Source organism: Billgrantia campisalis, assembly GCF_022341425.1.
Taxonomy (GTDB): domain Bacteria; phylum Pseudomonadota; class Gammaproteobacteria; order Pseudomonadales; family Halomonadaceae; genus Halomonas; species Halomonas campisalis.
This window is the reverse complement of the sequence record NZ_JABFUC010000012.1, coordinates 130,848-154,071: the sequence shown is the minus strand read 5'-3', so window position 1 is coordinate 154,071 and position 23,224 is coordinate 130,848. Positions and strand designations below refer to the sequence as shown.

At 67.0% G+C, this 23,224-nt stretch carries 26 protein-coding genes; 6 read left to right on the top strand and 20 right to left on the bottom strand.

Translation table 11 applies throughout. The annotated features are described in order from the left end of the window. Positions 1-232: 232 nt before the first annotated feature. From HOP52_RS14970 to HOP52_RS14955, 4 genes are all read right to left on the bottom strand, one after another. Positions 233-811 carry a hypoxanthine-guanine phosphoribosyltransferase gene (locus HOP52_RS14970; protein ID WP_238978201.1) on the bottom strand — a complete coding sequence of 193 codons (579 nt, stop codon included), beginning with the start codon at positions 809-811 and terminating at the stop codon, positions 233-235. A 51-nt stretch (positions 812-862) separates the two neighbouring features. Further along, positions 863-1,876, bottom strand: coding sequence for a beta-N-acetylhexosaminidase (nagZ, locus tag HOP52_RS14965; RefSeq protein WP_238978200.1), 1,014 nt, complete (start codon positions 1,874-1,876; stop codon positions 863-865). Between the two features lie 130 nt (positions 1,877-2,006). Then, positions 2,007-2,525 carry a L,D-transpeptidase gene (locus tag HOP52_RS14960; protein WP_238978199.1) on the bottom strand — a complete coding sequence of 173 codons (519 nt, stop codon included), beginning with the start codon at positions 2,523-2,525 and terminating at the stop codon, positions 2,007-2,009. 2 nt (positions 2,526-2,527) lie between these two features. After that, entirely contained in the window at positions 2,528-3,193 is a 666-nt protein-coding gene (locus HOP52_RS14955) for a TetR/AcrR family transcriptional regulator (RefSeq protein ID WP_238978198.1), read from the bottom strand. Between the two features lie 206 nt (positions 3,194-3,399). Here HOP52_RS14955 and lexA point away from each other — a divergent pair, with 206 nt between their 5' ends. Continuing rightward, positions 3,400-4,044: a transcriptional repressor LexA gene (gene lexA, locus HOP52_RS14950; protein ID WP_238978197.1), complete on the top strand. Its 645-nt coding sequence runs from the start codon at positions 3,400-3,402 to the stop codon at positions 4,042-4,044. A gap of 41 nt (positions 4,045-4,085) precedes the next feature. After that, the gene (dinB, locus tag HOP52_RS14945) at positions 4,086-5,135 is read left to right on the top strand and encodes a DNA polymerase IV (RefSeq protein WP_238978196.1); all 1,050 of its coding nucleotides are present in this window, start codon (positions 4,086-4,088) and stop codon (positions 5,133-5,135) included. Between the two features lie 109 nt (positions 5,136-5,244). Here dinB and HOP52_RS14940 read toward each other — a convergent pair whose 3' ends face one another. Then, the gene (locus HOP52_RS14940; protein WP_238978195.1) at positions 5,245-5,916 is read right to left on the bottom strand and encodes an energy-coupling factor ABC transporter permease; all 672 of its coding nucleotides are present in this window, start codon (positions 5,914-5,916) and stop codon (positions 5,245-5,247) included. A 22-nt stretch (positions 5,917-5,938) separates the two neighbouring features. Further along, positions 5,939-6,793 (bottom strand): formyltetrahydrofolate deformylase, encoded by an 855-nt coding sequence (purU, locus tag HOP52_RS14935; RefSeq protein ID WP_238978194.1) that lies wholly within the window; start codon positions 6,791-6,793, stop codon positions 5,939-5,941. 248 nt (positions 6,794-7,041) lie between these two features. Here purU and HOP52_RS14930 point away from each other — a divergent pair, with 248 nt between their 5' ends. Next, positions 7,042-8,634 (top strand): ribonuclease J, encoded by a 1,593-nt coding sequence (locus tag HOP52_RS14930; RefSeq protein WP_238978207.1) that lies wholly within the window; start codon positions 7,042-7,044, stop codon positions 8,632-8,634. A gap of 139 nt (positions 8,635-8,773) precedes the next feature. Here the strand turns inward: HOP52_RS14930 and HOP52_RS14925 are convergent, their stop codons facing one another. The 14 genes from HOP52_RS14925 to HOP52_RS14860 form a co-directional block, all read right to left on the bottom strand. Next, positions 8,774-9,064 (bottom strand): H-NS family histone-like protein, encoded by a 291-nt coding sequence (locus HOP52_RS14925; protein ID WP_238978193.1) that lies wholly within the window; start codon positions 9,062-9,064, stop codon positions 8,774-8,776. A 151-nt stretch (positions 9,065-9,215) separates the two neighbouring features. Beyond that, complete coding sequence (gene moaA, locus HOP52_RS14920; protein ID WP_238978192.1) at positions 9,216-10,208, bottom strand: GTP 3',8-cyclase MoaA; 993 nt, start codon at positions 10,206-10,208, stop codon at positions 9,216-9,218. 2 nt (positions 10,209-10,210) lie between these two features. After that, a complete protein-coding gene (moaE, locus tag HOP52_RS14915; RefSeq protein ID WP_238978191.1) occupies positions 10,211-10,660 on the bottom strand; it encodes a molybdopterin synthase catalytic subunit MoaE in 450 nt (149 codons plus the stop codon). Between the two features lie 2 nt (positions 10,661-10,662). After that, positions 10,663-11,475, bottom strand: coding sequence for a cyclic pyranopterin monophosphate synthase MoaC (gene moaC / locus HOP52_RS14910; RefSeq protein WP_238978190.1), 813 nt, complete (start codon positions 11,473-11,475; stop codon positions 10,663-10,665). 5 nt (positions 11,476-11,480) lie between these two features. Beyond that, positions 11,481-12,743 (bottom strand): molybdopterin molybdotransferase MoeA, encoded by a 1,263-nt coding sequence (moeA, locus tag HOP52_RS14905; RefSeq protein WP_238978189.1) that lies wholly within the window; start codon positions 12,741-12,743, stop codon positions 11,481-11,483. Continuing rightward, positions 12,740-13,324: a molybdopterin-guanine dinucleotide biosynthesis protein B gene (gene mobB, locus HOP52_RS14900; protein ID WP_238978188.1), complete on the bottom strand. Its 585-nt coding sequence runs from the start codon at positions 13,322-13,324 to the stop codon at positions 12,740-12,742. The genes moeA and mobB overlap by 4 nt, the downstream gene beginning before the upstream one ends. Beyond that, positions 13,321-13,926 (bottom strand): molybdenum cofactor guanylyltransferase MobA, encoded by a 606-nt coding sequence (gene mobA / locus HOP52_RS14895; protein ID WP_238978187.1) that lies wholly within the window; start codon positions 13,924-13,926, stop codon positions 13,321-13,323. Before mobA ends, mobB begins: the two co-directional genes overlap by 4 nt. Positions 13,927-14,047: 121 nt before the next feature. Beyond that, a complete protein-coding gene (locus tag HOP52_RS14890) occupies positions 14,048-15,292 on the bottom strand; it encodes a uracil-xanthine permease family protein (RefSeq protein WP_238978186.1) in 1,245 nt (414 codons plus the stop codon). Positions 15,293-15,405: 113 nt separating this feature from the next. Next, on the bottom strand, positions 15,406-16,035 hold the full coding sequence (upp, locus tag HOP52_RS14885) for a uracil phosphoribosyltransferase (RefSeq protein ID WP_238978185.1): 630 nt from the start codon (positions 16,033-16,035) through the stop codon (positions 15,406-15,408). 157 nt (positions 16,036-16,192) lie between these two features. Next, on the bottom strand, positions 16,193-16,897 hold the full coding sequence (ung, locus tag HOP52_RS14880; RefSeq protein ID WP_238978184.1) for a uracil-DNA glycosylase: 705 nt from the start codon (positions 16,895-16,897) through the stop codon (positions 16,193-16,195). Positions 16,898-16,900: 3 nt separating this feature from the next. After that, positions 16,901-17,377: a xanthine phosphoribosyltransferase gene (gene gpt / locus HOP52_RS14875; protein WP_238978183.1), complete on the bottom strand. Its 477-nt coding sequence runs from the start codon at positions 17,375-17,377 to the stop codon at positions 16,901-16,903. 10 nt (positions 17,378-17,387) lie between these two features. Beyond that, the gene (locus HOP52_RS14870; protein WP_238978182.1) at positions 17,388-17,933 is read right to left on the bottom strand and encodes an adenine phosphoribosyltransferase; all 546 of its coding nucleotides are present in this window, start codon (positions 17,931-17,933) and stop codon (positions 17,388-17,390) included. Between the two features lie 22 nt (positions 17,934-17,955). Further along, on the bottom strand, positions 17,956-19,260 hold the full coding sequence (locus HOP52_RS14865) for an NCS2 family permease (RefSeq protein WP_238978181.1): 1,305 nt from the start codon (positions 19,258-19,260) through the stop codon (positions 17,956-17,958). A gap of 214 nt (positions 19,261-19,474) precedes the next feature. Beyond that, entirely contained in the window at positions 19,475-20,101 is a 627-nt protein-coding gene (locus tag HOP52_RS14860; RefSeq protein ID WP_238978180.1) for a riboflavin synthase subunit alpha, read from the bottom strand. 423 nt (positions 20,102-20,524) lie between these two features. Here HOP52_RS14860 and HOP52_RS14855 point away from each other — a divergent pair, with 423 nt between their 5' ends. The 3 genes from HOP52_RS14855 to HOP52_RS14845 all read left to right on the top strand — a co-directional run bounded on the left by HOP52_RS14855 (position 20,525) and on the right by HOP52_RS14845 (position 23,123). Further along, positions 20,525-21,598 (top strand): methionine ABC transporter ATP-binding protein, encoded by a 1,074-nt coding sequence (locus HOP52_RS14855; protein WP_238978179.1) that lies wholly within the window; start codon positions 20,525-20,527, stop codon positions 21,596-21,598. After that, on the top strand, positions 21,579-22,232 hold the full coding sequence (locus HOP52_RS14850) for a methionine ABC transporter permease (protein ID WP_238978178.1): 654 nt from the start codon (positions 21,579-21,581) through the stop codon (positions 22,230-22,232). Before HOP52_RS14855 ends, HOP52_RS14850 begins: the two co-directional genes overlap by 20 nt. Before the next feature lie 78 nt (positions 22,233-22,310). Then, complete coding sequence (locus tag HOP52_RS14845; RefSeq protein WP_238978177.1) at positions 22,311-23,123, top strand: MetQ/NlpA family ABC transporter substrate-binding protein; 813 nt, start codon at positions 22,311-22,313, stop codon at positions 23,121-23,123. Positions 23,124-23,224 lie beyond the last annotated feature (101 nt).

Genomic DNA, 23,224 nt, shown 5'->3' with positions numbered 1-23,224 from the left:
AGGTTCGAGGTTCGAGGTTCGAGGTTCGAGGTTCGAGGTTCGAGGTTCGAGGTTCGAGGTTCGAGGTTCGAGGTTCGAGGTTCGAGGTTCGAGGTTCGAGGTTCGAGGTTCGAGGTTCGAGCAGGATTGTGCCCCTGCCAGCGCTATGACACGAATATGTGCCTGATCAGCGTTTTCCTCGCACCTCGCGCCTTGCCCCTCGCGCCGCGTATCCCGTACCTGCCCGAAGGGCCTAAAGTCCCTTGGGCGCAAAGATCCCCGGGGCGTTGCGCCAGTAGCCCTTGTAGTCCATGCCAAAGCCAAACACATAGCGGTCGACCACTTCCAGGCTGCAGTAGTCGGCCCTGAGCCCGGGCACCGCCTTGCGCTCGTGCTGCTTGTCCACCAGCACCGCCGTGGAGATGCTGGCCGCCCCCGCCTCCCGGCAGTAGTCGAGGATCGCCGCAAGGGTGGCCCCCTCGTCGAGAATATCGTCGACGATCACCACGTGACGGCCGGCCATGGGCACCTCCGGGGAGACACGCCAGAACAGTTCACCGCCGCGAATACCGCCGCGATAGCGGGTGGCATGGAGGTAGTCGACCTCCAGGGGAAAGCCCAGCCGGGTCAACAGGTGGCCGGTGGTGATCAAACCGCCGTTCATCACGCAGTAGAAGACCGGCAGCTTATCGCCGAGATCCTCGGTGATCTCGGCGGCCATGCGGTCCAGGGCGCGCTCGACCTCCTGCTGGGTAATCAGGCAGTCGGCGCTGTCCATGACGTCACGCATGGTGGCCAGGGACTCATGGGTCTGGGGGTCGAGTTTCGGCATCGGGACGGCTCGTGTCGACGAAAGGGAAAAGGAAAGGCGGCCGGCGTGGCGTTACTCGCCGGCCATGGCCTCGAGGCGGGCATGCACCCGGCGCCAGCGCCCCAGGGCTTCGAGGGCGTCCAGGTCGGGGCGGGCGCGTCCATAGCGCAGCCGGGCGGCAGGCCGGAAGGCGCGGCCGTGGCAGGCATCCAGCGCCTCGAGGGCGGCGGCCCGGTCGTTGCAGACCAGCACCATGTCACAGCCGGCCTTCAGTGCCGCCAGGGCCCGCTCCCCCGGCCCACCGGCAAAGCCGGCCGCAGCCATGCCCAGGTCATCGGAAAACAGGGTGCCCTTGAAGCCCAGGGATTCGCGCAGCATGCCCAGCCAGCTGGCGGAGAAGCCGGCCGGGCGGGCATCGAAGGCGGGATAGACCACATGGGCCGGCATTACGCCGTCCAGCCGTGTGGCCAGCGCCGCGAACGGCACCAGGTCGTGGGCGCGCAGGGCTTCCAGCGGCCGTGGATCCACCGGCAGCTCCCGATGGGAATCGGCCGCAACGCCACCGTGACCGGGAAAGTGCTTGCCGACGGCGGCCATCCCCGCTTCGTGCAGCCCAGCCACGAAGGCGCCGGCCATGGCAGCCACCGCGGTGGGGTCGGCGGAGAAGCTGCGGTCGCCGATCACGCTGGAGATGCCGCTATCGACGTCGAGCACCGGCGCGAAGGTGAGATCCAGCCCGCAGGCGGCCATCTCCATGCCCATCAGCCAGCCGGCATCCAGGCAGAAGCGCTGCGTCACCTCGGGTGCTGCCACGAAGTCACGGCCGATCCGCCCCATGGGCGGCAGGCGCGTTACCCCCTGGCGCAGGCGCTGCACCCGCCCCCCCTCCTGGTCGATACCCAGCAGCAGTTCGGGACGCACGCCGCGAATGGCATCACACAGGGCACGCACCTGGCGCGCATCCTCGATATTGCGGGCGAAAAGAATCACGCCCCCCACTTCGGGACGCGTGAGCAGACGACGCTCGTCATCGCTGAGCTGCGTGCCTTCCAGATCCAGCATCACCGGGCCGAGAGACTGGGTCATGAGCAATTCCTCGGGACTTGAAGGGGGCCGATTCTAGACCAAAGTCAACGGCGGGAATAGGCGTGTCATCCAGGATCGAAGCGCTTGTTGCACAGGATCAAGTCGGCGTCGATGGCGACACCGGCAACGCCTAATCGTGCAGCCAGACGGGGGTGCCGGGCGGAGCCAGGGAGAAGAGCTCCAGCAGCGCCCGGTCAAGCAGGCGGATGCAGCCATGGGAGCGCGGCACCCCCATCGGCTCGCTCGGCGGCGTACCGTGCAGATAGATGTAGCGGCGCTGGCTGTCGACGCTGCCGCCGCGGTTGACGCCTCGCTCCAGGCCGCACAGCCACAGGATGCGGGTCAGGATCCAGTCGCGCTCCGGGTGCTCGGCGGCCAGGGTGGGAGAGAAGATCTCGCCGGTGGGCCGGCGGCCGCGAAACACACAGCCAACCGGCTGGTCGGCGCCGATGGCGGCGCGGATATAGTGCCAGCCGAGCGGCGTGCCGCCGCTGCCTTCGGCCTGACCGGGGCCCGCGGCGGCGGTGGAGACCGGCCATTGGCCGATCGCTTGTTCGCCCCGCCAGGCCACCAGACGCTGGTCGGCGACGTCGACCTCGAGCCAGACCCCATCCGGCGGAGGGAGCTCCAACAGGCGCGGGGTACGCATGCTCAGCCGGCCTCGGCCTGCACGGAAGGCGCCGGCGGAAGGGGGGCATTCATCGCCGCCACCACCACCGGCCGCAGGCGACGGATGAGGTCGCGCACCGTGACATGCTCCTGGTAGTCCTTCTCGGCGATATCGCGCAGCGCATCCAGGCCCGACAGGGTGAAGATGACAGTGCCCAGCACGAAGTGCAGACGCCAGAAGCGCTCGGCATCGGGCAGCTGCGGCGTCGCCTGGCGCACCAGCTCGGTGAAGCGCGTGAAGACGCCGCCGTACTCCTGCTGGATATAGCGGCGCAGATGCCCCTGCGCCTGGCTGTAGGCCAACCCCAGAAGCTTCATGAAAACCTTGAGGCTATTGCGCTCGGCCGGCACCTCCAGCACCGTGCGCGCCATGGTTTCCAGCAGCGTCTCCAGGGGAATGACCTCGCCGGCATAGCGAGCCTCGAGCTCATCCAGGGCCAGATGAAAGCGCTCGGTAAAGGGATCCAGATAGCGGGAGAAGACCGCCTGGATCAGCGATTTCTTGGAGCCAAAATGGTAGTTCACCGCAGCCAGGTTGACCCTGGCCTTGCTGGTGATGGTCCGCAACGAGGTCTCGGCAAAACCGCGCTCTGCAAACAGGACCTCGGCGGTATCGAGAATCCGGGTGACGGTATCGGTCTGGGCCATCGGCCTGGCTCCGCTGGAAACAGCTGTTTTAAACGTAGTTGAATCCTACGTGAAGCGGAGTATTTTCTCAATTCGCATCTCCGCCAAACCGTTTGAAACAGCTGCAAGGCCCGAGACAGGGGGAGCTCCCCCTGACGCTTTTACTGGATGGGCTTCCATGCTGTATACTTGAACAATACGCCATGACTCGCCCACTCGGAGGTCGCATGACACGCCCCCTCACCGCGCGCCAGCAGAACGTCTACGACTTCATCGTCAAGACCATGAACGAGTTCGGCTATCCGCCGACCCGGGCCGAGATCGCCCGCGCGCTGGGCTTTCGCTCCCCCAACGCCGCCGAGGAGCACCTGCGCGCCCTGGAACGCAAGGGCGTCATCCGGGTCATCCGCGGCACCTCCCGCGGGATCCGCCTGCCGGCCCAGGAGGTCGAGTCGAGCACCGAGCCCAGCGCCGAGGGCCTGCCGATCATCGGCGAAGTGGCCGCCGGCAGCCCGATCCTGGCCGCCGAGCACATCGACCGCTACTGTCCGCTGCCGCCGGAGTACTTCACTCCACGGGCGGACTACCTGCTCAAGGTGCGCGGCCTGTCGATGAAGGATATCGGCATCCTCGAGGGGGATCTGCTGGCCGTGCACCGCACCGAGCGCGTGCGCGACGGTCAGATCGTCGTCGCCCGACTCGAGGACGAGGTCACGGTCAAGCGCTTTCAGCGCCTCGGCCACCGGGTCACCCTGGCCGCCGAGAACCCCGACTTCCCCCCCATCGAGGTGGACCTGCGCCATGAAGCCCTGGAGATCGAGGGGATTGGCGTGGGGGTGATTCGCGGCGGCAACGGCCAGGCTCTGGGGTAAGCGCTGGCTGCGCTCGGCTCCGCCAGGCCGGTTAATTCACCATGAGCCGCAAGATCCTTCACGCCGACTGCGACTGCTTCTACGCCGCGGTGGAGATGCGTGACGACCCCAGTCTGCGCGACATCCCGCTGGCCATCGGGGGCAGCGCCGAGCGGCGCGGGGTGATCGCCACCTGCAACTACCCCGCACGCGCTTTCGGCATTCACTCCGCCATGCCCACGGCCAGGGCGCTACGGCTATGTCCCCAGCTCAGGCTGCTGCCCGGCGACTTCGAACGCTACCGGGCGGTGTCCCAGCAGATCCAGGCCATCTTCCGCGAACTCACCCCGCTGGTGGAGCCGCTGTCGCTCGACGAGGCCTTTCTGGATGTCAGCGAGGTCACGCGTTTTTCCGGCAGCGCCACCTGGATGGCCCAGTGGCTCAAGCAGCAGTGCCTGGCTCGCACCGGCATCACGGTATCGGTTGGGGCCGCCCCCGCCAAGTTCCTGGCCAAGATCGCCAGCGACTGGGACAAGCCTGACGGCCTCACCGTCATCCCTCCGGAGGGCGTCGAGACCTTCCTGCACGATCTGCCGGTGACTCGGCTGCACGGCGTGGGCCCCGCCACGGCGGCCCGGCTGGCGGCCCTCTCCATCGCCACCTGTGCCGACCTGCAGCGTCTGCCACTGACGCAGCTGGTTCAGGAGTTCGGCAAGTTCGGCCACCGGCTCTTCGAACTGGCCCGCGGCATCGACGACCGGCCGGTGCGGATCGAGCGCGAGCGCAAGTCGGTCAGCGTCGAGACCACCTTCGCCCAAGACCTGCCCGACCTGGCCCACTGCCATGCCGCCCTAGCAGCGCTGTGCGAACGCCTGCAGGCGCGACTGGCCCGCCACGGCCATCCGCCCCTGACGGGGCTGTTCGTCAAGGTACGCTTCGACGACTTCAGCCTGACGACCCTGGAGGGGCGCAGCGGCACACCGACTCAGGAGACGTTCGCCGCCCTACTCGACCAGGCCTGGGCACGCCGCAAGCGGCCGGTGCGCCTGCTGGGGGTGGGGGTACGGCTGGTGCCCGAGGACGCCCGCCGCCAGCTGGCGCTGAACCTCTAGGTTCGAGCAAGCCACCGCCTCGCACCTCGAACCTCGAACCTCGCCTCTCGAACCTCGCACCTCGCACCTCGCCTCTCGCCCCTCGCCTCTCGCACCTCGCCTCTCGCCCCTATTTCGTATCGATATAGCGGTGGTCGTTGAAGGTGGCCACCCAGCTGGGGTGATAGACCATCAGGATGCTCAGCAGCATCCCGGTGATGAAGGCCTCCGAGGGCATCAGCAGCGGCAGGAAGCGGACATATTCACGGGCCAGGTAGACCGCCTCCGGGTCGCTGGACCCCAGCATTACCAGCCCCAGCCCGGCCAGGCCGGTGCCCAGGGTGGCCAGCGCGGTGCCGAAGAAGCCGCACACGAAGAGGAACACCATCAGGTTGTCCGGCAGACGGCGATCCACCAGCCGCCACACCACCACCGTGATCGCCATCGGCACCACCCCGGTGATCAGCACGTTCACCCCCAGCAGCGGCCAGGCCGCCTTGCCCAGCACCGCCAGCGAGAGGTTGACCAGCAAATTGGAGAGCAGCGCCAACGGTGCCTTGAACACCAGGGTCAAGAGCGCGGTGAACATCAGGTGCAGGGTCAGCCAGTCCACCGCCTGGGCACGTAGCTGCCACAGCAGCATCACGGAGACGGTGGCGGCCAGCCAGCGGTGCTGCAGGGCCCGGTCGGCCAGCAGCGCCTGCCAGGGGCGCTGGGCCAGCGCCAATCCGACCACGGCCAGGGCCACCAGGGCGCAGCAGAGCACCAGCCAGGGCGCCAGCATGAGTTCGGAAAACGACATACCCCTCTCCGGCAATCAGGCCTCAGGCGAAGACCACGGTCTTGTTGCCATGAATCAGCACCCGGTCCTCCAGGTGCCAGCGCAGGCCGCGGGCCAGCACCGCCTTCTCCACATCGCGGCCGAAGCGCACCAGGTCGGCGGTGGTATGGCAGTGGCTGACGCGATGGATGTCCTGCTCGATGATGGGCCCGGCATCCAGCTCCTCGGTCACATAGTGGCAGGTGGCGCCGATCAGCTTCACCCCACGGGCATGCGCCTGATGGTAGGGGCGCGCCCCGGCAAATGAGGGAAGGAAACTGTGGTGAATGTTGATCACCCGGCCGGCATAGCGCTCGCAGACCGCGGGGGGCAGGATCTGCATGTAGCGCGCCAGTACCACGATGTCGGCCTCCAGCGCCTCCACCCGCTCCTCGACCCGGGCGAAGGCCGCCGCCTTGTCATCCGCCGGCACCGGCACATGGTGATAGGGCAGCCCGTGCCACTCCACCAGCCCGCGCATGTCCTCGTGATTGGAGATCACCCCGACGATATCGCCATCCAGCTCCCCCGCCGTCCAGCGGTAGAGCAGGTCCACCAGGCAGTGGGACTCTCGCGAGACCATCACCACCACCCGCGGCCGGCGCCGGGTATCCCGCAGCGCCCACTGCATCTCGAACTCCTTGGCCACCGGCTCGAACGCCTCACGCAGCTGCTCGGCGGTCATGCCGATGGAGTCGGCGAGGATCTCGTAGCGCATGAAGAAGCGCCCCGACTCCAGGTCGGAGTGCTGGCTCGCCTCGGTGATGGAGCCACCGTGGCCGGCGATGAAACCGGACACCCGAGCCACGATGCCCCGACGATCGGGGCAGGAAACGACCAGACGATAGTAGTGTGACATGGTAGCTGCCGCCGTGTTGTGCAAGTTTCGAAAGCGCGCATTGTAGCGAACTCGCCATCCGGCGACACGTCGAATGGCCTGCGGCCCGGTGCGGGTCCGTCATTGTGGAGGGTCCCGCCGTTCCCGTATAGTGATTGATCCACTGCCTGATTCATGACATGCCGATGCACCCACCCCGCGTGACGATTCGCCCCCGCCGCCGCACTCCGCTGCACTTCCTGCCGCTGGGGGGCTGCGGCGAGATCGGCATGAACCTGGCGCTCTACGGGCACGACGGCGACTGGATTGCCGTCGACTGCGGCATGATGATTCGCCAGGACCTGCCCGACAGCCCGCTCCAGGTGCCCAGCCTGGACACCCCCCAGGCCCTGGGCATCGCCCCCCGCGCCCTGATCATCACCCACGGTCACGAGGACCACATCGGTGCCGCCGCCTGGCTATGGCCGCAATGGGGCTGCCCGATCCATGCCACCCCGCTGGCCGCCGGCCTGCTGCGGGCAAAATTCACCGAGCAGGGCCTGTCCAGCGACGCCATTCACATCATCGACCCGGGCGAGGCGCTGGAGACCGGTCCCTTCACCCTGCGCTACCTGCCGCTGACCCATTCGATACCGGAAAGCTGTGCGCTGCTGATCGCCGCCGGTGAGCATCGCGTGCTGCATACCGGCGACTGGAAGCTCGACCCGGAACCCCTGATCGGCCCGCCGGTGAGCGCCAGCCTGTTCCGTGCCTTGGCGCCGGTGGACCTGGTGGTGGGCGACTCCACCAACGCCCCCTTGCCCGGTCACTCCCGCAGCGAGGGCGAGGTGGCCAGGGCGCTGGAGAGTACGCTTACCCAGTGCGCCGGGCGCGTGGTGGTCTCCTGCTTCGCCAGCAACCTGGCCAGGGTGCTGGCCATCGCCCTGGCGGCGGAGCGCTGCGGGCGACGGGTGAGCCTGATGGGGCGCTCCATGGAGCGCATGGTCGGGGTCGCCCGCGGGCTCGGCTATCTCGATGAGATGCCGCCGCTGGTGCCGGTACGCGACCTGGGCTATCTGCCGCCGGAAGAGGTGCTGGTCATCGCCACCGGCAGCCAGGGCGAGCCGCGGGCCGCCCTGAGCCGGCTGGCCATGGGCCGCCATCCCAGCTTCGAGCTGATGGCCGGCGACACCGTGATCTTCTCTGCCAAGGCCATTCCCGGCAACGAGCCGCTGATCGAGCGCCTCAAGCAGGGCCTCAGGCGCCTGGAGGTAACCCTCTGGGATGAATTCAACCACCCCGAGCTGCACGCCTCCGGCCACCCCGCCCAGGAGGAGCTGCGCACCTTCTACGGCTGGGTCAGGCCACGCCATCTGCTGCCGGTGCACGGCGAGCCCAGCCATCAGCGGGCACACCAGGCCCTGGCGCAGCGACTCGGCATCCAGGCGCCGCTGACCCCGACCAACGGCGACATGATACGCCTCGATGCCGGCGGCCTGACGCTGGAGGCGCGCCATCCCCAGCGCCCCTGCATCGTCAGCCAGAATGCCGTGACCCCGCTGCCGGGGCTAGCCGCCGAGCAGGGCTCGCCGCGTCACGGCACCCTCTACCTCGCCCTGCCGGTGGCCTCCACCGGCGGCGGCTGGACACGCATCGGCCGCCTGATGCTCGATGCACACCGCATGCGTCAGCTGGACGAAGACGCCTTTATCGACTGGCTCGACGAGCGTCTCGACGGCCTGGCAGCGGAAACCTTGCCGGAACTTCGCCAGGCTCTTCAGCCGCTGATCATCGCCTGGCTGGGCGAACACCTTCGCCAGCTTCCCGACGTGCACCTGCAGCTGCTTGCGGTGGAAACGCCGCTCTTCGACGCCTCGCATTAACCGGCGCCAGAAACCCGCCAAGCGCTACCAACGTAGCGGGGCGAACCCAGAGGTTCGCCCCGCTCTTCCTACTCTTTCGTTATTCCCTACTCTACGCTCTTCCTACTCCCTACGCGGCTCCGTCACAGGCATCGCGGGATCAGGAGCCGGAGGCATTCTTCGGCGGGCGACCGCGACGACGCCGCGGCGGCTCTCCCACCAGGTCCTCCACGGAGAGGCCGGCGTCGGTCATGGCCTCACGAATCTCGGCCAGCTTGCGCTCCTTGTCCGCCTCTTCCTGCTCGCGTAACTTTTCTTCCTCTTTCTTTTGCTCGATGACTTCACCGATGACATCGGAGAGCTTGTGCAGCTGCTCCATACTCAGCTGACGGGCAGCGGCACGAGCCACGTTCTTGTTGCGGGCGATGCGCTCCAGAGTTTCGCTGGACATTAGCCTCCTCCATGCAGGAATTCGACGAGTGAACCCATAGGCTCCACTCGTCAAAAGTATATGCCTTGATACTCAATTGGCAAGAAAAGCGTGAGCAATTGCGTTGCCTTTTTTTGCCAATGGGAGGCGGCAAAACGCTCCCCAGGCTCCCTCAACCGCCGGTCATGTTCATGAAACGGACCACCTGGACATCACCGTCGGTGGTGAAATGGTGGCGTTCCGGCTTGAGCGGCATGGCCGCGACAATGGCCTGCTTGAGCGCGTCGAGATCCCCCGGGTAGCGGCGCAGCACCGCGCGCAGGTCCACGGAGTGCTCGTTGCCCAGGCACAGCAGCAGACGCCCCTCCACCGTCACCCTCACCCGGTTGCAGCTGGCGCAGAAATTGTGGCTGTGCGGCGAAATGAAGCCGACTCGGGTCTCGCTGTCGCTCATGCGGAAATAGCGCGACGGCCCGAGCGTGGATTCAGTGGTGGGAATCAGCGTATGGCGACGCTCGATCTGGGCCTGGACCTCATCGCTGGAGCAGAAGGTCTCGGCGCGGGAGTGGTCCGAGACATCCCCCAGCGGCATCTCCTCGATGAAGCTGATATCGACCCCTTCCTGGCGGGCGAACGCCACCAGATCGAGGACCTCATCGTCGTTGCGCCCCTTGAGAATCACCGCATTGAGCTTGATGCGCTCGAATCCCGCCTCGCGGGCGGCCCCGAGACCCGCGAGCACGCGCTCGAGCTCGCCGGTGCGGGTCAGTTGGCGGAAGCGCTCGGGATCCAGGGTATCGAGGCTGATATTGAGACGCTTGAGCCCGGCGTCGCGCAGGCGAGCCGCCTGCTTCACCAGCCCCGCCCCATTGGTGGTCATGGCGAAATCCCGGAGCCCGGGCAGACTGCCGATCTCCCTCACCAGGTGATCGATATTGCGCCTGACCAGCGGCTCCCCGCCGGTCAGACGCACCTTTTCCACGCCCAGTTCGACGAAGGCGCGGGCCACCATGGCCAGCTCCTCCAGGGTGAGTATCTGGGCACGAGGCAGAAAGGTCATCTCCTCGCTCATGCAGTAGACGCAGCGGAAATCGCAGCGGTCCGTTACCGAGATCCGCACATAGCGGACTCGTCTACCAAAATCGTCGATCAACGCTTCTGCCATGCTCAGCTCTCCCAGCGACCCGCATCCCGATGGTCGGATTCACGTTCGGCGACCCAGTAGTCACCGCTGGCACTGTGCTCCTTTTTCCAGAAAGGGGCTCGGGTCTTGAGGTAGTCCATGATGAAGTCGCAGGCCTCGAAGGCGGCACGCCGGTGCGCGCTGGCCACGACCACCAGTACGATAGGGTCTCCGGGGGTCATGCGTCCAACCCGATGAATGACCCGCAGCCCCTGCAGCGGCCAGCGGGACTCGGCCTCGGCGACGATCTCGCCGAGGGCGGCTTCGGTCATTCCCGGGTAGTGCTCCAGGGTCAGGGCGTTGACCTCGGGACGTTCATTGAAGTCGCGCACCAGCCCGGTGAAACTGACCACCGCCCCGATATCGCTACGTCCCGCCAGCAGTGCCCGCTGTTCGGCCCCCGCATCGAAGGGCGCCTGCTGCACACGTATCATCGTCAGCCCCCTGTGACCGGCGGAAAGAAGGCCACTTCGTCGTCATTGGTAAGCGGCGTGGTCTCATTGGCCATCACCTGATTGACGGCACACAGCACGCGCCCCTCGGAAAGCCCGGCGAAGCGCTCGTCGTGCTGTCGAAGCGCGGCCTTGAGGCCGCCCACGTCGGCACTGGGCAGACTGTCCAGGGGCAGGGATATCTCACTGATCCCCAGGCGTTCGCGCAGCTCGGCCAGGCACTTGACCCGCACGCAAGGCACGGCGATGTCACAGCGCGGCCCCACCGACACCTCGCCGGCCGAACTGCCTCCCGTGACGATCGGAGGGGGCGCCGATGCCAGCGCATCGCGACGATAGTCGCCGGACTTGCCGCCGCTCTTGGCATCAAGGTGAATGCCCCCGATCTCCATGTCCTTGTCGACGGCCTTGCACATGTCATAGAGGGTCAGGCAGGCCACCGAGACCGCGGTCAGGGCCTCCATCTCGACCCCGGTGCGCCCGTTGAGGCGGCAGGTCGCCGTCACCTCGACGCTGGAGGCCGCCTCGTCGAGTCGAAAGTCGACGCTCACCTTGGAGAGCGGCAGGGCATGACAGAGCGGAATCAGCTCATGGGTGCGCTTGGCGGCCTGAATGCCGGCGATACGCGCGGTGGCCAGCACGTCGCCCTTGGGCATCCCTCCCTCGGCGAGCAGGGCCAGGGTCTCGGGCTTCATCTGGATACGGCCGGAGGCGGTCGCCTCGCGACGGCTCTCCGCCTTGTCGGCGACATCCACCATATGGGCTTCGCCGCGCGGGTTGAGATGGGTCAGGGTCATATCGGTTAGCCTCGGAAGATGTCAGCAAGCGGTTGAACGATGACCGCTTCGCCACAGGCGACGCCGTCGCACTCGGCGGCGATCTCGATCAGGCAGTTGGCGGCGACCATGGAGGAGAGGATGCCGGAGCCCTGGTGGCCGGTGCTGCGCACCCAAAGCTGGCCCTCGGGATCGCAGTAGAGCACGCCGCGCAGGAAGTCGACGCGACCGACACGACTCGGCAGTGTCGCTTCACAGCGCGCCGTGAGCCGCGCCGCGGCCAGCTCACGGCGCCCCTGCAGTCGCCCCAGCACCGGGGCGACGAACTGCAGGAAGGTGACCATGGCCGCTACCGGATTGCCGGGCAGGCCGAAGAAGGGGGTGTGCGACGAGCCGAGCCGACCGCAGGCCAGCGGGCGGCCGGGGCGGATGGCGATCTTCCAGAATCCCAGCTCGCCCACTTCGGCCAGCGCCTGGCGCACCTCGTCGGCGTCGCCCACCGAAACGCCGCCGCTGGTGATCACCACATCGGCCTCCTCGGCCGCCGCCGCCAGGGCCGCCACCAGGGCTCCCCGGTCATCGGGCAAAATGCCCAGGTCCTGCAGCTCGGCGCCCTGCTCGATCAGCAGGCCGCGCAGCGAGAAGCGGTTGGCATCGAAGATGCCCGCCGGCGGCAGCGCCTCGCCGGGCGCGGTGACCTCGTCGCCGGTGGAAAACAGGGCGACCCGCGGGCGGCGATGGACAGCGGCGCCGGACAGTCCCAGCGAGGCCAGCAGGCCAAGCTCGGCGGCCCCTACGCGCGTCCCGGCATCAAGCGCCGTGACCCCGCGGGCGATGTCCTCCCCGGCCCGGCGCACGTGCTGGCCGCGGCGCACGCTCTCGGCATGGTGAACCCGTACCCGGCTCCCCTCGAACTCGAGCTGTTCACGCATGATCACCGTGTCGGCCCCGGGGGGCAGCGGCGCACCGGTCATGATCGTGACACATTCACCGGCGGACAGCGCGGCCTCGCGGCAGTGACCGGCCAGCACCTCGCCGACCAGCGGCCAGGTCTCGGGACGCGCCGCGTCCTCGGCGGGCCAGGCCAGGGCAATGCCATCCATGGCGGCATTGGTGTTCTGGGGAACATCGATGGGCGAAGCCACTGGCTGGGCCAGCACGCGGCCGCAAAGTGCCGCCAGTGGACACCACTCTTCGGCCAGGGGCGCCGCGACCAGCTCGAGCGCCGCCGCCCTGGCCTCCTCCACGCTCAGCATGCGTTCACCGAAATCGAAACAGGAGAGACTCATGCGCCCAGCACCTCCCGCGGCGAGCACTCGCGGCTCCAGCGAGCCGGCCAGGCCGCTACCCAGTCGGCAATCGCCGCCAGGTCGTTGAGATCCAGCGCCTCGACCCCCTCGGGCAGCGCCAGGGGCTCGGCGCTGGCCACCGCCTTGACCCAGGGATCCTCGGCCACCCGTAGCGGCTTGCCGAGCGCTTCCCGGTAGAGCTCCAACTTGGGCAGCGGCCAGGCCTTGAAGCCTTCCACCAGCACCAGGTCGGGGCGCAGGGGCCGCATCATCTCGATCAGCTGGGCAAGGTCGGCTTCCTCTTGCTCCGGGGTCTCCATCATCAGCGCCAGGCGCCGACGCGATGCCACCAGCATGGGGGAGGCCCCCGCCTGGCGCAGGCGATGGCTGTCCTTGCCCGGCTGGTCCACGTCGAAGCCGTGATGGGCATGCTTGATCACCGCGGTTCGCAGGCCGCGCAGGCTAAGCTCCGGCAGCAGCCGCTCGAGCAGGGTAGTCTTACCCGTCCCGCTCCAGGCGGCAATGCCGAGCAGCGGCAAGCGGTCGTCAAAGCCAAGGGGGACGTCGATCACGGCGCTCATGGCGTGCGGCTCTCCTCGTCCAGGCGCGCCTCGTGGCGCCGCTTGTCGCTTTCGGTATTGAGATTGGTGAAGGCCTCGGGGCAGTCATGGAAATCCACCGGGCACCAGGCATGGCGGGCATACCAGCGGTCGATCTTGCGTTCGCCGGCCGCCAGCGCCTCGCCCAGGTCGTCGGCCAGACGAGTGCGCAGCAGCGCCACCACCGGGTGCAGGCGCTCGCCGTCGTGGGCCACCGCGATATCACAGTCGCCAAGGCCGGCGACCAGGCGCGGTACCAGCGCCATGGGCAGCGCCGGCGTATCGCAGGGCACCACCAGCACCCAGGGGGTCTCGGCGGCACGCAGGCCGCTGTAGATGCCCATCAGCGGCCCCTGATAGCCACCCTCGAGATCGGTGACCAGCCGATCGCCAAAGCCCGCATAGGCCTCGAGATGGCGGTTGGCATTGATCATCACGCTGGCCACCCGGCCGACTAGGCGATCCATCACATGGGTCACCAGCGGGCGTCCCGCTAAGGGTTCGAGCCCCTTGTCGCGGCCACCCATGCGGCGCCCCTGGCCGCCGGCCAGGATCAGGCCGGTCACATCGCGCTGAGGAGTCATCGAATTTCCTGCTGTACCCGTATCATACCGTCATGATGCCTCAGGCAAGCCGTGGGTGCCATGACACCGGAGAGGTAGTGACAGCCGCCCAACGGGGTGCTCTCGCCGGCGTCACCACCCTTTACTCGTCCTCGTCGGCGCCGGGCAGCACCCAGTTGAGCACGATCCCCACCAGGGCGGCGAGGCTCACCCCCTGCAGGGTGAACTGGCCGCCGCCGAACTGCATGCCGCCGATGCCGAACACCAGGATCAGCGACACCACCACCAGGTTGCGCGGCGCGGTCAGCGAGTGACCGGCGCGCACCAGGGTGTTCATGCCCACCACGGCGATGGAGCCGAACAGCAGGGTCATGATGCCGCCCATCACCGGCCCCGGAATGGTCTGCAGCAGCGCCCCGAGCTTGGCGACGAAGGCCAGGCCAATGGCGATGCAGGCGGCCACCACCATGATCTTGGGATTGAAGGCGCGGGTCAGGGTCACTGCCCCGGTGACCTCGGAATAGGTGGTGTTGGGCGGGCCGCCGAACAGCGCCGCCGTGGAAGTGGCCAGGCCATCGCCCAGCAGGGTGCGGTGCAGGCCGGGCTTCTCCAGGTAGTTCTTGCGGGTCACCGAGCCGATCGCCACCATGTCGCCGATATGCTCAACCGCCGGGGCAATGGCCACCGGGATCATGAACAGGATCGCCGCCCAGTGGAAGCTCGGGGCGGTGAAGCTGGGTATCGCCAGCCAGGCGGCCTCATTCACCGGCGAGAAGTCCACCACCCCCATCAGCAGTGCCAGCGCATAGCCGGTGGCGATGCCGCCCATGATCGGAATCAGCCGCAGCAGGCCGCGACCGAACACCGCCAGCACCAGGGTCACCAGCAGGCTCGCCATGGAGAGGAAGATGGCCGCACCGTAGTCGATATGGTCGCTGGTCTCACCGGTGGCCATGCTCACCGCCACCGGCGCCAGCGCCAGGCCGATCACCATGATCACCGGCCCCACCACCACCGGCGGCAGCAGGCGATGCAGCCAGGCGGTGCCCTTGAGGCGCACCGCCTGGGAGATCACCACGTAGACCAGGCCCGCGGCCAGCAGCCCGCCCATGGTGGCCGGGATGCCGAAGTTGGCCACCGAGCCCTGGATCGGGGCAATGAAGGCGAAGGAAGACGCCAGGAAAACCGGCACCGTGACACGGGTCACGCCGTGGAACACCAGGGTGCCGACCCCGGCGGTAAACAGCGCCACGCTGGGGTCGAGGCCAGTGAGCAGCGGCACCAGCACCAGGGCACCGAAGGCCACGAAGAGCATCTGGGCCCCGGTCAACAGGGTTTTGAGCGGGGAGTCGAGCGGTACCGGCGCGGCCGCCGAATGGTCCGTCATGGAAGGTCTCCAATGTGATAATCGAGGTAGAGGGGGCCTGCGTCGGCAGAAAAACGCCCCCGGATCGAACATCTCAGGGGCGCGGGATCACGCAGCCAGGTTCCTGCCAAACATCAGCGGGTGCCGAAAATCTTGTCCCCCGCATCGCCCAGCCCGGGAACGATATAGCCGTTTTCATCGAGATGGTCGTCGACCCCGGCGGTGTAGATCTCGATGTCCGGGTAGGCATCCTGTACCCGCTTGATGCCTTCCGGGGCGGCCACCAGCACGATCACCTTCATGTGCTTGCAGCCGCGATCGCGCAGCATGTCGAGGGTGGCGACCATGGTGCCGCCGGTGGCGAGCATGGGGTCGATGACGATGGCCAGGCGCTCGTCGAGCTCGCCTGCGAACTTGGCGAAGTAGGGCACCGGCTCGAGGGTCTCTTCGTCGCGATAGAGGCCGACCACGCTGATCCGGGCGCTGGGAATCAGGTCGGTCACTCCGTCGAGCATCCCCAGCCCGGCGCGCAGGATGGGAACGATGGTCACCTTCTTGCCCTTGAGCAGCTGCACCGGGATCTTGTCACCGCTCCAGCCGTCGATCTCCTGGGTCTCGACCTCCAGGTCCTGGGTCGCCTCGTAGGTAAGCAGCTTGGCCAGCTCGCCGGCCAGTTCGCGAAAGCTCTTGGTGCTGATACCGGCTTCACGCATCAGCCCCAGCTTGTGCTGGACCAGCGGATGTTGGATGGCGTGGACGCTCATGGGCGGACCTCTTCTCGGGCGGGGGTGAACGGTGGCGACCTTCGTCGCATGGACGGCGTCGACAAATTGCGCGCCATTCTACCCGCATCCCCCGTTGAGGTTAAGCCAGGCTCTCAGGCTAGCAACACCCGATGAGGGGCGCCGGGAACAGGCCGGATCAGCCCCGAGTTGAGTACGGCTCGGGAGCCTCCGGCAACTGCCAGTCGATGGGCGTGCGGCCCCGCTCGGCGAGAAAGGCGTTGGCCCGGGAGAAGTGGTGATTGCCGAAGAAGCCGCGATGGGCCGAGAGCGGCGAGGGGTGCGGCGACTCCAGCACCAGGTGACGCGATGTATCGACCAGGGCCTTCTTCTGGCGAGCATGGCTGCCCCACAGCAGAAACACCGAGGGCTCGGCGTGCTCGCTCACCGCGGCGATAGCGCGGTCGGTGAAGGTTTCCCAGCCCTGGCCGCGGTGGGAGCCCGCCCTGCCCTGCTCCACCGTCAGCGAGGTGTTGAGCAGCAGCACGCCCTGCCGCGCCCAGTGCTCGAGGCAGCCGTGGTCGACCGGGCGTGCGCCCACGTCGGCGGCCAGCTCCTTGTAGATATTCACCAGCGAAGGCGGCACCCGCACCCCCGGGCGCACCGAGAAGCACAGCCCGTGGGCCTGGTCGGGGCCGTGATAGGGGTCCTGCCCCAGGACCACCACCTTGACCCGGTCCAGTGGGGTCAGCTCGAAGGCCCGGAACCAGTGGGAGGAGTGCGGGTAGATCACCTTCCTGGCGGCCTTTTCGGCGGCCAGAAAGTCACGCAGCGCCTGCATATAGGGCGCCTGGAACTCCTCGCCCAGCCACTGCTGCCAACTGTCGGGAAGCGGCGCGCCCATGGCTCAGCGTTTGACCTGGTCGACCAGCGGCTCGACGTAGGCGATGCCCATGTCCCAGGGGAACTGGATCCAGCAGTCCTGGGCCACCTCGGTGAGGTACTGGTCGACCAGCGGCCGCCCCTCGGGCTTGGCATAGACGGTGACGAAGTGGGCCCGCGGCATCATCTCGCGCACCTTGCGCGCGGTCTTGCCGGTGTCGACCAGGTCATCGACCAGCAGCCAGCCTTCGCCGTCGTGATCGACGCCCTTCATGACGTCGAGGCCGCCCTGGTCCATGTGGTCGTAGCTCTTGATGCACACGGTGTCGATCAACCGTACGTTGAGCTCGCGGGCGATCAGCGCCGCGGGGATCAGCCCGCCCCGGGTGATGGCGACGATCCCCTTGAAGTCGCGCTCGACCAGGCGATGGCACAGCTCGCGCACGTCGCGATGCAGCTGATCCCAGGAGACGGTGAAATGCTGGTGGTAGCGGTTGCTCATTGCCGTTGTCTCACTCGTCTTCGTTGAAGGAGCAGACCGCGAAGACGCCGAAGCCCGCCTCGCGAATCTTCTGCGACCCACCGATCTCCGGCAGGTCAATGATGGTGGCGGTCTCCACCACCTGACCCCCGCTGCGGGTGATCAGCTTGGCCGCGGCGAGCATGGTGCCGCCGGTGGCGATCAGGTCGTCCATCACCAGGATACGGTCACCCTCGCGGAAGGCGTCCGAGTGCAGCTCCACCTCGCTTTTACCGTATTCCAGGGTGTAGGTCTCGCTGATGGTCTTGAAGGGCAGCTTGCCCTTCTTGCGCACCGGCACGAAGCTGCAGCCCAGCTCGTAGGCCACCGGGGCCCCGATGATGAAGCCCCGGGCATCGATGGCCGCGATGGCATCCAGCTCCATGTCCTGATAGCGGTGCACGAAGCTGTCGATCAGCTTGCGAAAGGCCGACCGGTTCTGCAATAGCGGGGTGATGTCGCGGAAGTTCACCCCGGGCTGCGGCCAGTCGGGGACGGTACGAATCACGGACTTGATGTAGTCGCCGTAGATACTCATCGCGGGTCTCGGTGGAAAGTGATCAATCAAGGAACAGGAATTTCAGCACGAACAGAATCGCCAGCACCACCACCGCCGGATTGAGGTCCCGGAAACGCCCGGAGAGCGCCTTGATGGCAGCGTAGCTGATAAAGCCCAGGGCGATGCCTTCGGCGATCGAGAACGTCAGCGGCATGGCCAGGGCGGCAATCAGCACCGGAGCGGCATCGGTGGGGTCGTCCCAGTTGGCATGGGCCAGACTGCCGGCCATCAGCACCGCCACATAGAGCAGCGCGCCGGCGGTGGCGTAGGCGGGAATCGAGCCGGCCAAGGGCGCGAAGAACAGGCTGATCAAAAACAGGCCGGCCACCACCACGGCGGTCAGCCCGGTGCGCCCCCCGGAGGCGATCCCCGCCGTGGACTCGATGTAGCTGGTGGTGGTCGAGGTGCCCAGCAGCGAGCCCGCCATGGAGGCGCCGCTATCGGCCATCATTGCGCGCCCCAGACGCGGCAGCTTGCCGTCCTTGTCGAGCAGCTTGCCGCGGTGGGCCACCCCCACCAGGGTGCCGGAGGTATCGAAGAGGTCGACGAACAGGAAGGCGAAGATCACGCTGAGCATCGCCACGTCCAGCGCCCCCCTCAGGTCCAGGGCCATGAAGGTCGGCGCTATGGAGGGCGGCATCGACATCAGGCCGCCATACTCGTTATGCCCCAGCACGATGGCCACCACGGTGACGCCGAGGATGCCGATCATCACCGCCCCGGTGATGCGCAGGTAGGCCATGGCGGTAATGGCGAAGAACCCCAGCAGCGCGTAGATGGCGGCGGGTTCGGAGAGGTCACCCAGCGCCACGTAGGTGGCCGGGTTGGCGACCACGATGCCGGCGTTCTTCAGCGCGATCATGGCCAAAAACAGGCCGATGCCGGCGGCGATCCCCAGGCGCAGCGAGAGCGGAATCGAGTGGATGATCCATTCGCGCACCTTGAAGACGCTGAGCAGGAAGAAGCAGAAACCGGAGAAGAACACCGCGCCCAGCGCGGCCTCCCAGGTATAGCCCATGCCCAGCACGACCCCGTAGGTAAAGAAGGCGTTGAGGCCCATGCCGGGCGCCTGGGCGATCGGGTAGTTGGCCCACAGCCCCATGATCAGACAGCCGATGGCCGCTGCCAGGCAGGTGGCAACGAAGACCGCACCGTAATCCATGCCGGCTTCGGAGAGGATGCTGGGGTTGACGAAGATGATGTAGGCCATGGTCAGGAAGGTGGTGATCCCGGCAATGACCTCGGTCTTCACGCTGGTATTGTGTTCCGTCAGCTTGAAATGCTTGTCGATCAGGCGATTCAACATGATGGCGTTCCTGCGCTGGGGCTGGCTCGTCGTCCAGTGGGAGCGAGAAAAGCCGCACATGGTACCCAAAGGCCGCCGCTGATGCGAGGCTGCCGACTGCCACCATGATACGGCACGGTTGGCTCTGTATAAGCAAACCGCGGGCCAAGCGCCAGCCCGGCTACCAACGCAGGCTTGACGAAACGGTCAAAACAGCGCGCCGCTCACACGCCGCTCACACGCCGCGCGCCGCCAGCACCCGTTCGACGGTCTCGACGATGGCCTGGGTCTGGGGGTCGACCTCGATATTGACCCGGTCGCCGGGCACCCGGTCCACCAGGGTGGTGCGCGCCAGGGTCTCGGGGATCAGATTGACGCAGAACCGCGGGCCCTGCCCGGCGACGTGGCGCACCTCGCCGATGGTCAGGCTGATGCCGTCGACCCCCACATAGCCCTTGTCGAATAGGAAACGTACCAGCGCCTGGGGCACCTGGAACCACAGCCGGCGATTGTTGGGCGTCTCGTCCAGCTCCACCAGCTCGGCCATGGCCATCACGTGGCCGGACATGGCATGGCCGCCGATCTCATCGCCGAAGCGCGCCGCCCGCTCGATATTGACACGATCCCCCACCTCGAGCGCCCCAAGGTTGGTCACCGCCAGGGTCTCGCGCATCAGGTCGAAGCTGACCCGCTCACCGTCGATGGCGGTCACCGTCAGGCAGACGCCGTTGTGGGCCACCGAGGCGCCGAGCTCAAGCCCTCGGCGCAGTGCCTCGGGCAGCGCCACGACGTGAGTACGAAACGCCTCGGCCTCCTCGATGGCGACGATTTCTGCCGTTCCCTGAACGATGCCTGTGAACATGGGCGCTCCTCACGCTGCTCCCGCCGTGGCGGGTGGATGAACTGAAGGTGGATGGACCGAAAGAGAAGCAGTGTAGGAACTCACCGGCACGGCGTCCATTCGCGCGCCACCCCCTCGGAACTCACAAGATGATCGAAAGACACTTCAGCGCTTACCCAGAGTATTTTTCTACTCAAACGCCATATCACCCGAAACATACACCGCACGAATTGACAGCCTTCGTCTTTGGTCGTACTATCACCGCCAACATTCAAGGCGCCGATTTGTACCCGGATTGCGGGCGCCCACGTCGAGAGCTTCTCGGCGTGAAGTGCAGCTAAAAGGGTGTGTCCAGCGTTGATGGCCACCCGTCAGGGTGGCCTTTTTTTTTGCTGCCCGCTGCCGCGCCCCGCGTCCACACGGCCCCGGCGAGCGGAAGCCAAGATGATCACACTACGCAACGTCTCCAAGACCTACTACCCCAAGGGGCGACGGAGGGCCGGCGCGGACAGCGACCCGGCCGCCGTGGTCGCCCTCAGCAACGTTGACCTGCATGTTCCCCAGGGCAGCATCCACGGCGTGATCGGCCTGTCGGGCGCCGGCAAGTCGACGCTGATACGCTGCGTCAATCTGCTCGAGCGCCCCAGCGGTGGCAGCGTGTGCGTCGACGGCCAGGAGATGACCCGTCTGTCGGCCGCGGCGCTGAACCAGGCCCGCCACCGCATCGGCATGATCTTCCAGCACTTCAACCTGCTGACCACCCGCAACGTCTTCGACAACGTGGCCCTGCCGCTGGAGCTGATGGGCATGAAGCGCGCCGCCATCCGCGAGCGGGTGCTGCCGCTGCTGGAGCTGGTGGGCCTGGACGACAAGGCGCACCAATACCCGGCCAAGCTCTCGGGCGGCCAGAAACAGCGCGTGGCGATCGCCCGGGCGCTGGCCAGCGAGCCCAAGGTGCTGCTCTGCGACGAGGCCACCTCGGCCCTTGACCCCCAGACCACCGGCTCGATCCTGGCGCTGCTGCGCGACATCAATCAGCGACTCGGCCTGACCATCCTGCTGATTACCCATGAAATGGAGGTGGTGAAGTCGATCTGCCACCGGGTCAGCCTGATCTCCGACGGCGAACTGGTCGAAGAGGCCGAGGTGGGCGACTTCTTCACCGCCCCGCGCACTCGGCTCGGCCGCGAGTTTCTCAACGACTTCCTGCAGCTGGAACCGCCCAAGGCGCTGATCGAGCGCCTCGAGGAAACCCCCGGCGCCCGCACCCACCCGGTGGTACGCCTGGCCTTCTCCGGCGATGCCGTGGCGACGCCACTGATCTCACGCCTGGCCCGGGAGTGCGGGGTGGACGTCAGCATCCTGCAGGCCAAGGTGGAGTCGATCCAGGAGCGCACCCTGGGGCTGATGATCGCCGAGCTGCTGGGGCCGGCCGACAAGACCCGCCAGGCCATCGACTATCTCGAATCCCATGACCTACACGTGGAGGTGCTCGGCCATGTCCAGCGCGATGATTGAGCTGATTCTACGCGCCACCCTCGACACCCTCTATATGGTGGCGGTCTCCGGGGTGGTGGCCGCCCTGCTCGGCGTGCCGCTCGGCGTTCTGCTGTATGTGACGCGCCCGGGGCAGATCATGGCGCACCCCCACCTCAATCGGGTGCTGGGCATCGCCACCAATATCGGCCGCTCGATTCCCTTCATCATCCTGATGGTGGCGATCATTCCCTTCACGCGAATGCTGGTCGGCACCTCGATCGGCACCAACGCCGCCGTGGTCCCCCTGACCATTGCCGCCATCCCCTTCGTTGCGCGCCTGGTGGAGGGCGCCCTCAACGAGATATCCCCGGGACTGGTCGAAGCCGCTCAATCCATGGGCGCCACGCCCTGGCAGATCATTGGCAAGGTGCTGCTGCCGGAGGCCCGCGGCGGCATCATCACCGGCCTGACCATCACCGTGGTCACCCTGGTCAGCTACTCGGCCATGGCCGGCGCCGTGGGCGGCGGCGGCCTGGGCGACCTGGGCATCCGCTACGGCTACAACCGCTTCAACCCCACGGTCATGCTGATCACGGTAGCGATCCTGGTGGTGATGGTGCAGGGCTTCCAGAGCCTGGGCGATTACCTGGTGCGCAAGAGCGACAGAAAGTAGCGCTTGCCCCCAACGACAAGCGGAGACAGAACCGCGGACACGCCGCCGACGGCGGCACACGACAAAGGAGACACACCGATGCCCTCTACCCTGACCCGACTGCTCGGCGCCGCCACCCTGGCCGGTAGCGTACTGCTGGCCGGCTGCGGCAACGACAGCGCCGATGACACCCGCGCCATCAAGGTCGGCACCATGTCCGGCCCCGAATCCGAGGTGATGGAGGTCGCCGTGCAGCTGGCCAAGGAGCGCTACGATCTCGATGTCGAGATCATCGAGTTCACCGACTACGTCTCACCCAATGCGGCATTGGCCGACGGCAGCCTGGATGCCAACGCCTTCCAGCACGAGCCCTACCTGCGCAGCATGGTGGAGGATCGCGGCTATGACCTGGTCGTGGCCGGCTACACCTTCGTCTATCCCATCGGCGCCTACTCGGAAAAGCACGCCAGCATGGATGAGCTGCCCGAGCGCGCCATCGTCGCCCTGCCCAACGACCCCACCAACGGCGGCCGCTCCCTGCTGCTGATGCACCACCACGGCCTGATCACCCTGGACGACCCGGACAACCTAGAGGCGACGCCGGTCAACGTGATCGACAACCCTCACGGCTTCCGCTTCCGTGAGATCGAGGCCGCCCAGCTGCCCCGGGTGCTGCCCGACGTGGACCTGGCCTTCATCAACAACACCTTCGCCCAGCCCGCCGGCCTGAGCCTCGACGACGCCCTGATCAAGGAAGGGCCGGAATCGCCCTACGTCAACCTGATCGCGGTGCGCGCCGGTGACGAGGAGCGCGAAGCGATCCAGCAGCTGGTCTCGGCCTACCAGAGCGAGGAGGTGGCCGCCAAGGCGTTGGAGCTGTTTGATGGTGGCGCGGTACCCGGCTGGGAATAAGGGATATTCGACTGCGCTCGTGACGAATATCGATATTTCCCTATCTGATTCTGTATAAGGTTTGGGGCCGGCCACTGCGCCGGCTCCTATCGTCGAGGAGC

Coding starts and splice junctions, on each gene's coding strand:
- mobB (WP_238978188.1), bottom strand. CDS start 13,324: ATGAGCGCCGTGATCGACGTCCCCCTTGGCTTTGACGACCGCTTGCCG.
- HOP52_RS14865 (WP_238978181.1), bottom strand. CDS start 19,260: ATGTTGAATCGCCTGATCGACAAGCATTTCAAGCTGACGGAACACAAT.
- gpt (WP_238978183.1), bottom strand. CDS start 17,377: ATGAGCAACCGCTACCACCAGCATTTCACCGTCTCCTGGGATCAGCTG.
- HOP52_RS14970 (WP_238978201.1), bottom strand. CDS start 811: ATGCCGAAACTCGACCCCCAGACCCATGAGTCCCTGGCCACCATGCGT.
- dinB (WP_238978196.1), top strand. CDS start 4,086: ATGAGCCGCAAGATCCTTCACGCCGACTGCGACTGCTTCTACGCCGCG.
- HOP52_RS14925 (WP_238978193.1), bottom strand. CDS start 9,064: ATGTCCAGCGAAACTCTGGAGCGCATCGCCCGCAACAAGAACGTGGCT.
- HOP52_RS14870 (WP_238978182.1), bottom strand. CDS start 17,933: ATGAGTATCTACGGCGACTACATCAAGTCCGTGATTCGTACCGTCCCC.
- HOP52_RS14955 (WP_238978198.1), bottom strand. CDS start 3,193: ATGGCCCAGACCGATACCGTCACCCGGATTCTCGATACCGCCGAGGTC.
- moaA (WP_238978192.1), bottom strand. CDS start 10,208: ATGGCAGAAGCGTTGATCGACGATTTTGGTAGACGAGTCCGCTATGTG.
- HOP52_RS14960 (WP_238978199.1), bottom strand. CDS start 2,525: ATGCGTACCCCGCGCCTGTTGGAGCTCCCTCCGCCGGATGGGGTCTGG.
- HOP52_RS14930 (WP_238978207.1), top strand. CDS start 7,042: ATGAACCTGGCGCTCTACGGGCACGACGGCGACTGGATTGCCGTCGAC.
- HOP52_RS14940 (WP_238978195.1), bottom strand. CDS start 5,916: ATGTCGTTTTCCGAACTCATGCTGGCGCCCTGGCTGGTGCTCTGCTGC.
- HOP52_RS14845 (WP_238978177.1), top strand. CDS start 22,311: ATGCCCTCTACCCTGACCCGACTGCTCGGCGCCGCCACCCTGGCCGGT.
- ung (WP_238978184.1), bottom strand. CDS start 16,897: ATGGGCGCGCCGCTTCCCGACAGTTGGCAGCAGTGGCTGGGCGAGGAG.
- HOP52_RS14850 (WP_238978178.1), top strand. CDS start 21,579: ATGTCCAGCGCGATGATTGAGCTGATTCTACGCGCCACCCTCGACACC.
- HOP52_RS14855 (WP_238978179.1), top strand. CDS start 20,525: ATGATCACACTACGCAACGTCTCCAAGACCTACTACCCCAAGGGGCGA.
- mobA (WP_238978187.1), bottom strand. CDS start 13,926: ATGACTCCTCAGCGCGATGTGACCGGCCTGATCCTGGCCGGCGGCCAG.
- upp (WP_238978185.1), bottom strand. CDS start 16,035: ATGAGCGTCCACGCCATCCAACATCCGCTGGTCCAGCACAAGCTGGGG.
- nagZ (WP_238978200.1), bottom strand. CDS start 1,876: ATGACCCAGTCTCTCGGCCCGGTGATGCTGGATCTGGAAGGCACGCAG.
- moaC (WP_238978190.1), bottom strand. CDS start 11,475: ATGACCCTGACCCATCTCAACCCGCGCGGCGAAGCCCATATGGTGGAT.
- moaE (WP_238978191.1), bottom strand. CDS start 10,660: ATGATACGTGTGCAGCAGGCGCCCTTCGATGCGGGGGCCGAACAGCGG.
- purU (WP_238978194.1), bottom strand. CDS start 6,793: ATGTCACACTACTATCGTCTGGTCGTTTCCTGCCCCGATCGTCGGGGC.
- lexA (WP_238978197.1), top strand. CDS start 3,400: ATGACACGCCCCCTCACCGCGCGCCAGCAGAACGTCTACGACTTCATC.
- HOP52_RS14890 (WP_238978186.1), bottom strand. CDS start 15,292: ATGACGGACCATTCGGCGGCCGCGCCGGTACCGCTCGACTCCCCGCTC.
- moeA (WP_238978189.1), bottom strand. CDS start 12,743: ATGAGTCTCTCCTGTTTCGATTTCGGTGAACGCATGCTGAGCGTGGAG.
- HOP52_RS14860 (WP_238978180.1), bottom strand. CDS start 20,101: ATGTTCACAGGCATCGTTCAGGGAACGGCAGAAATCGTCGCCATCGAG.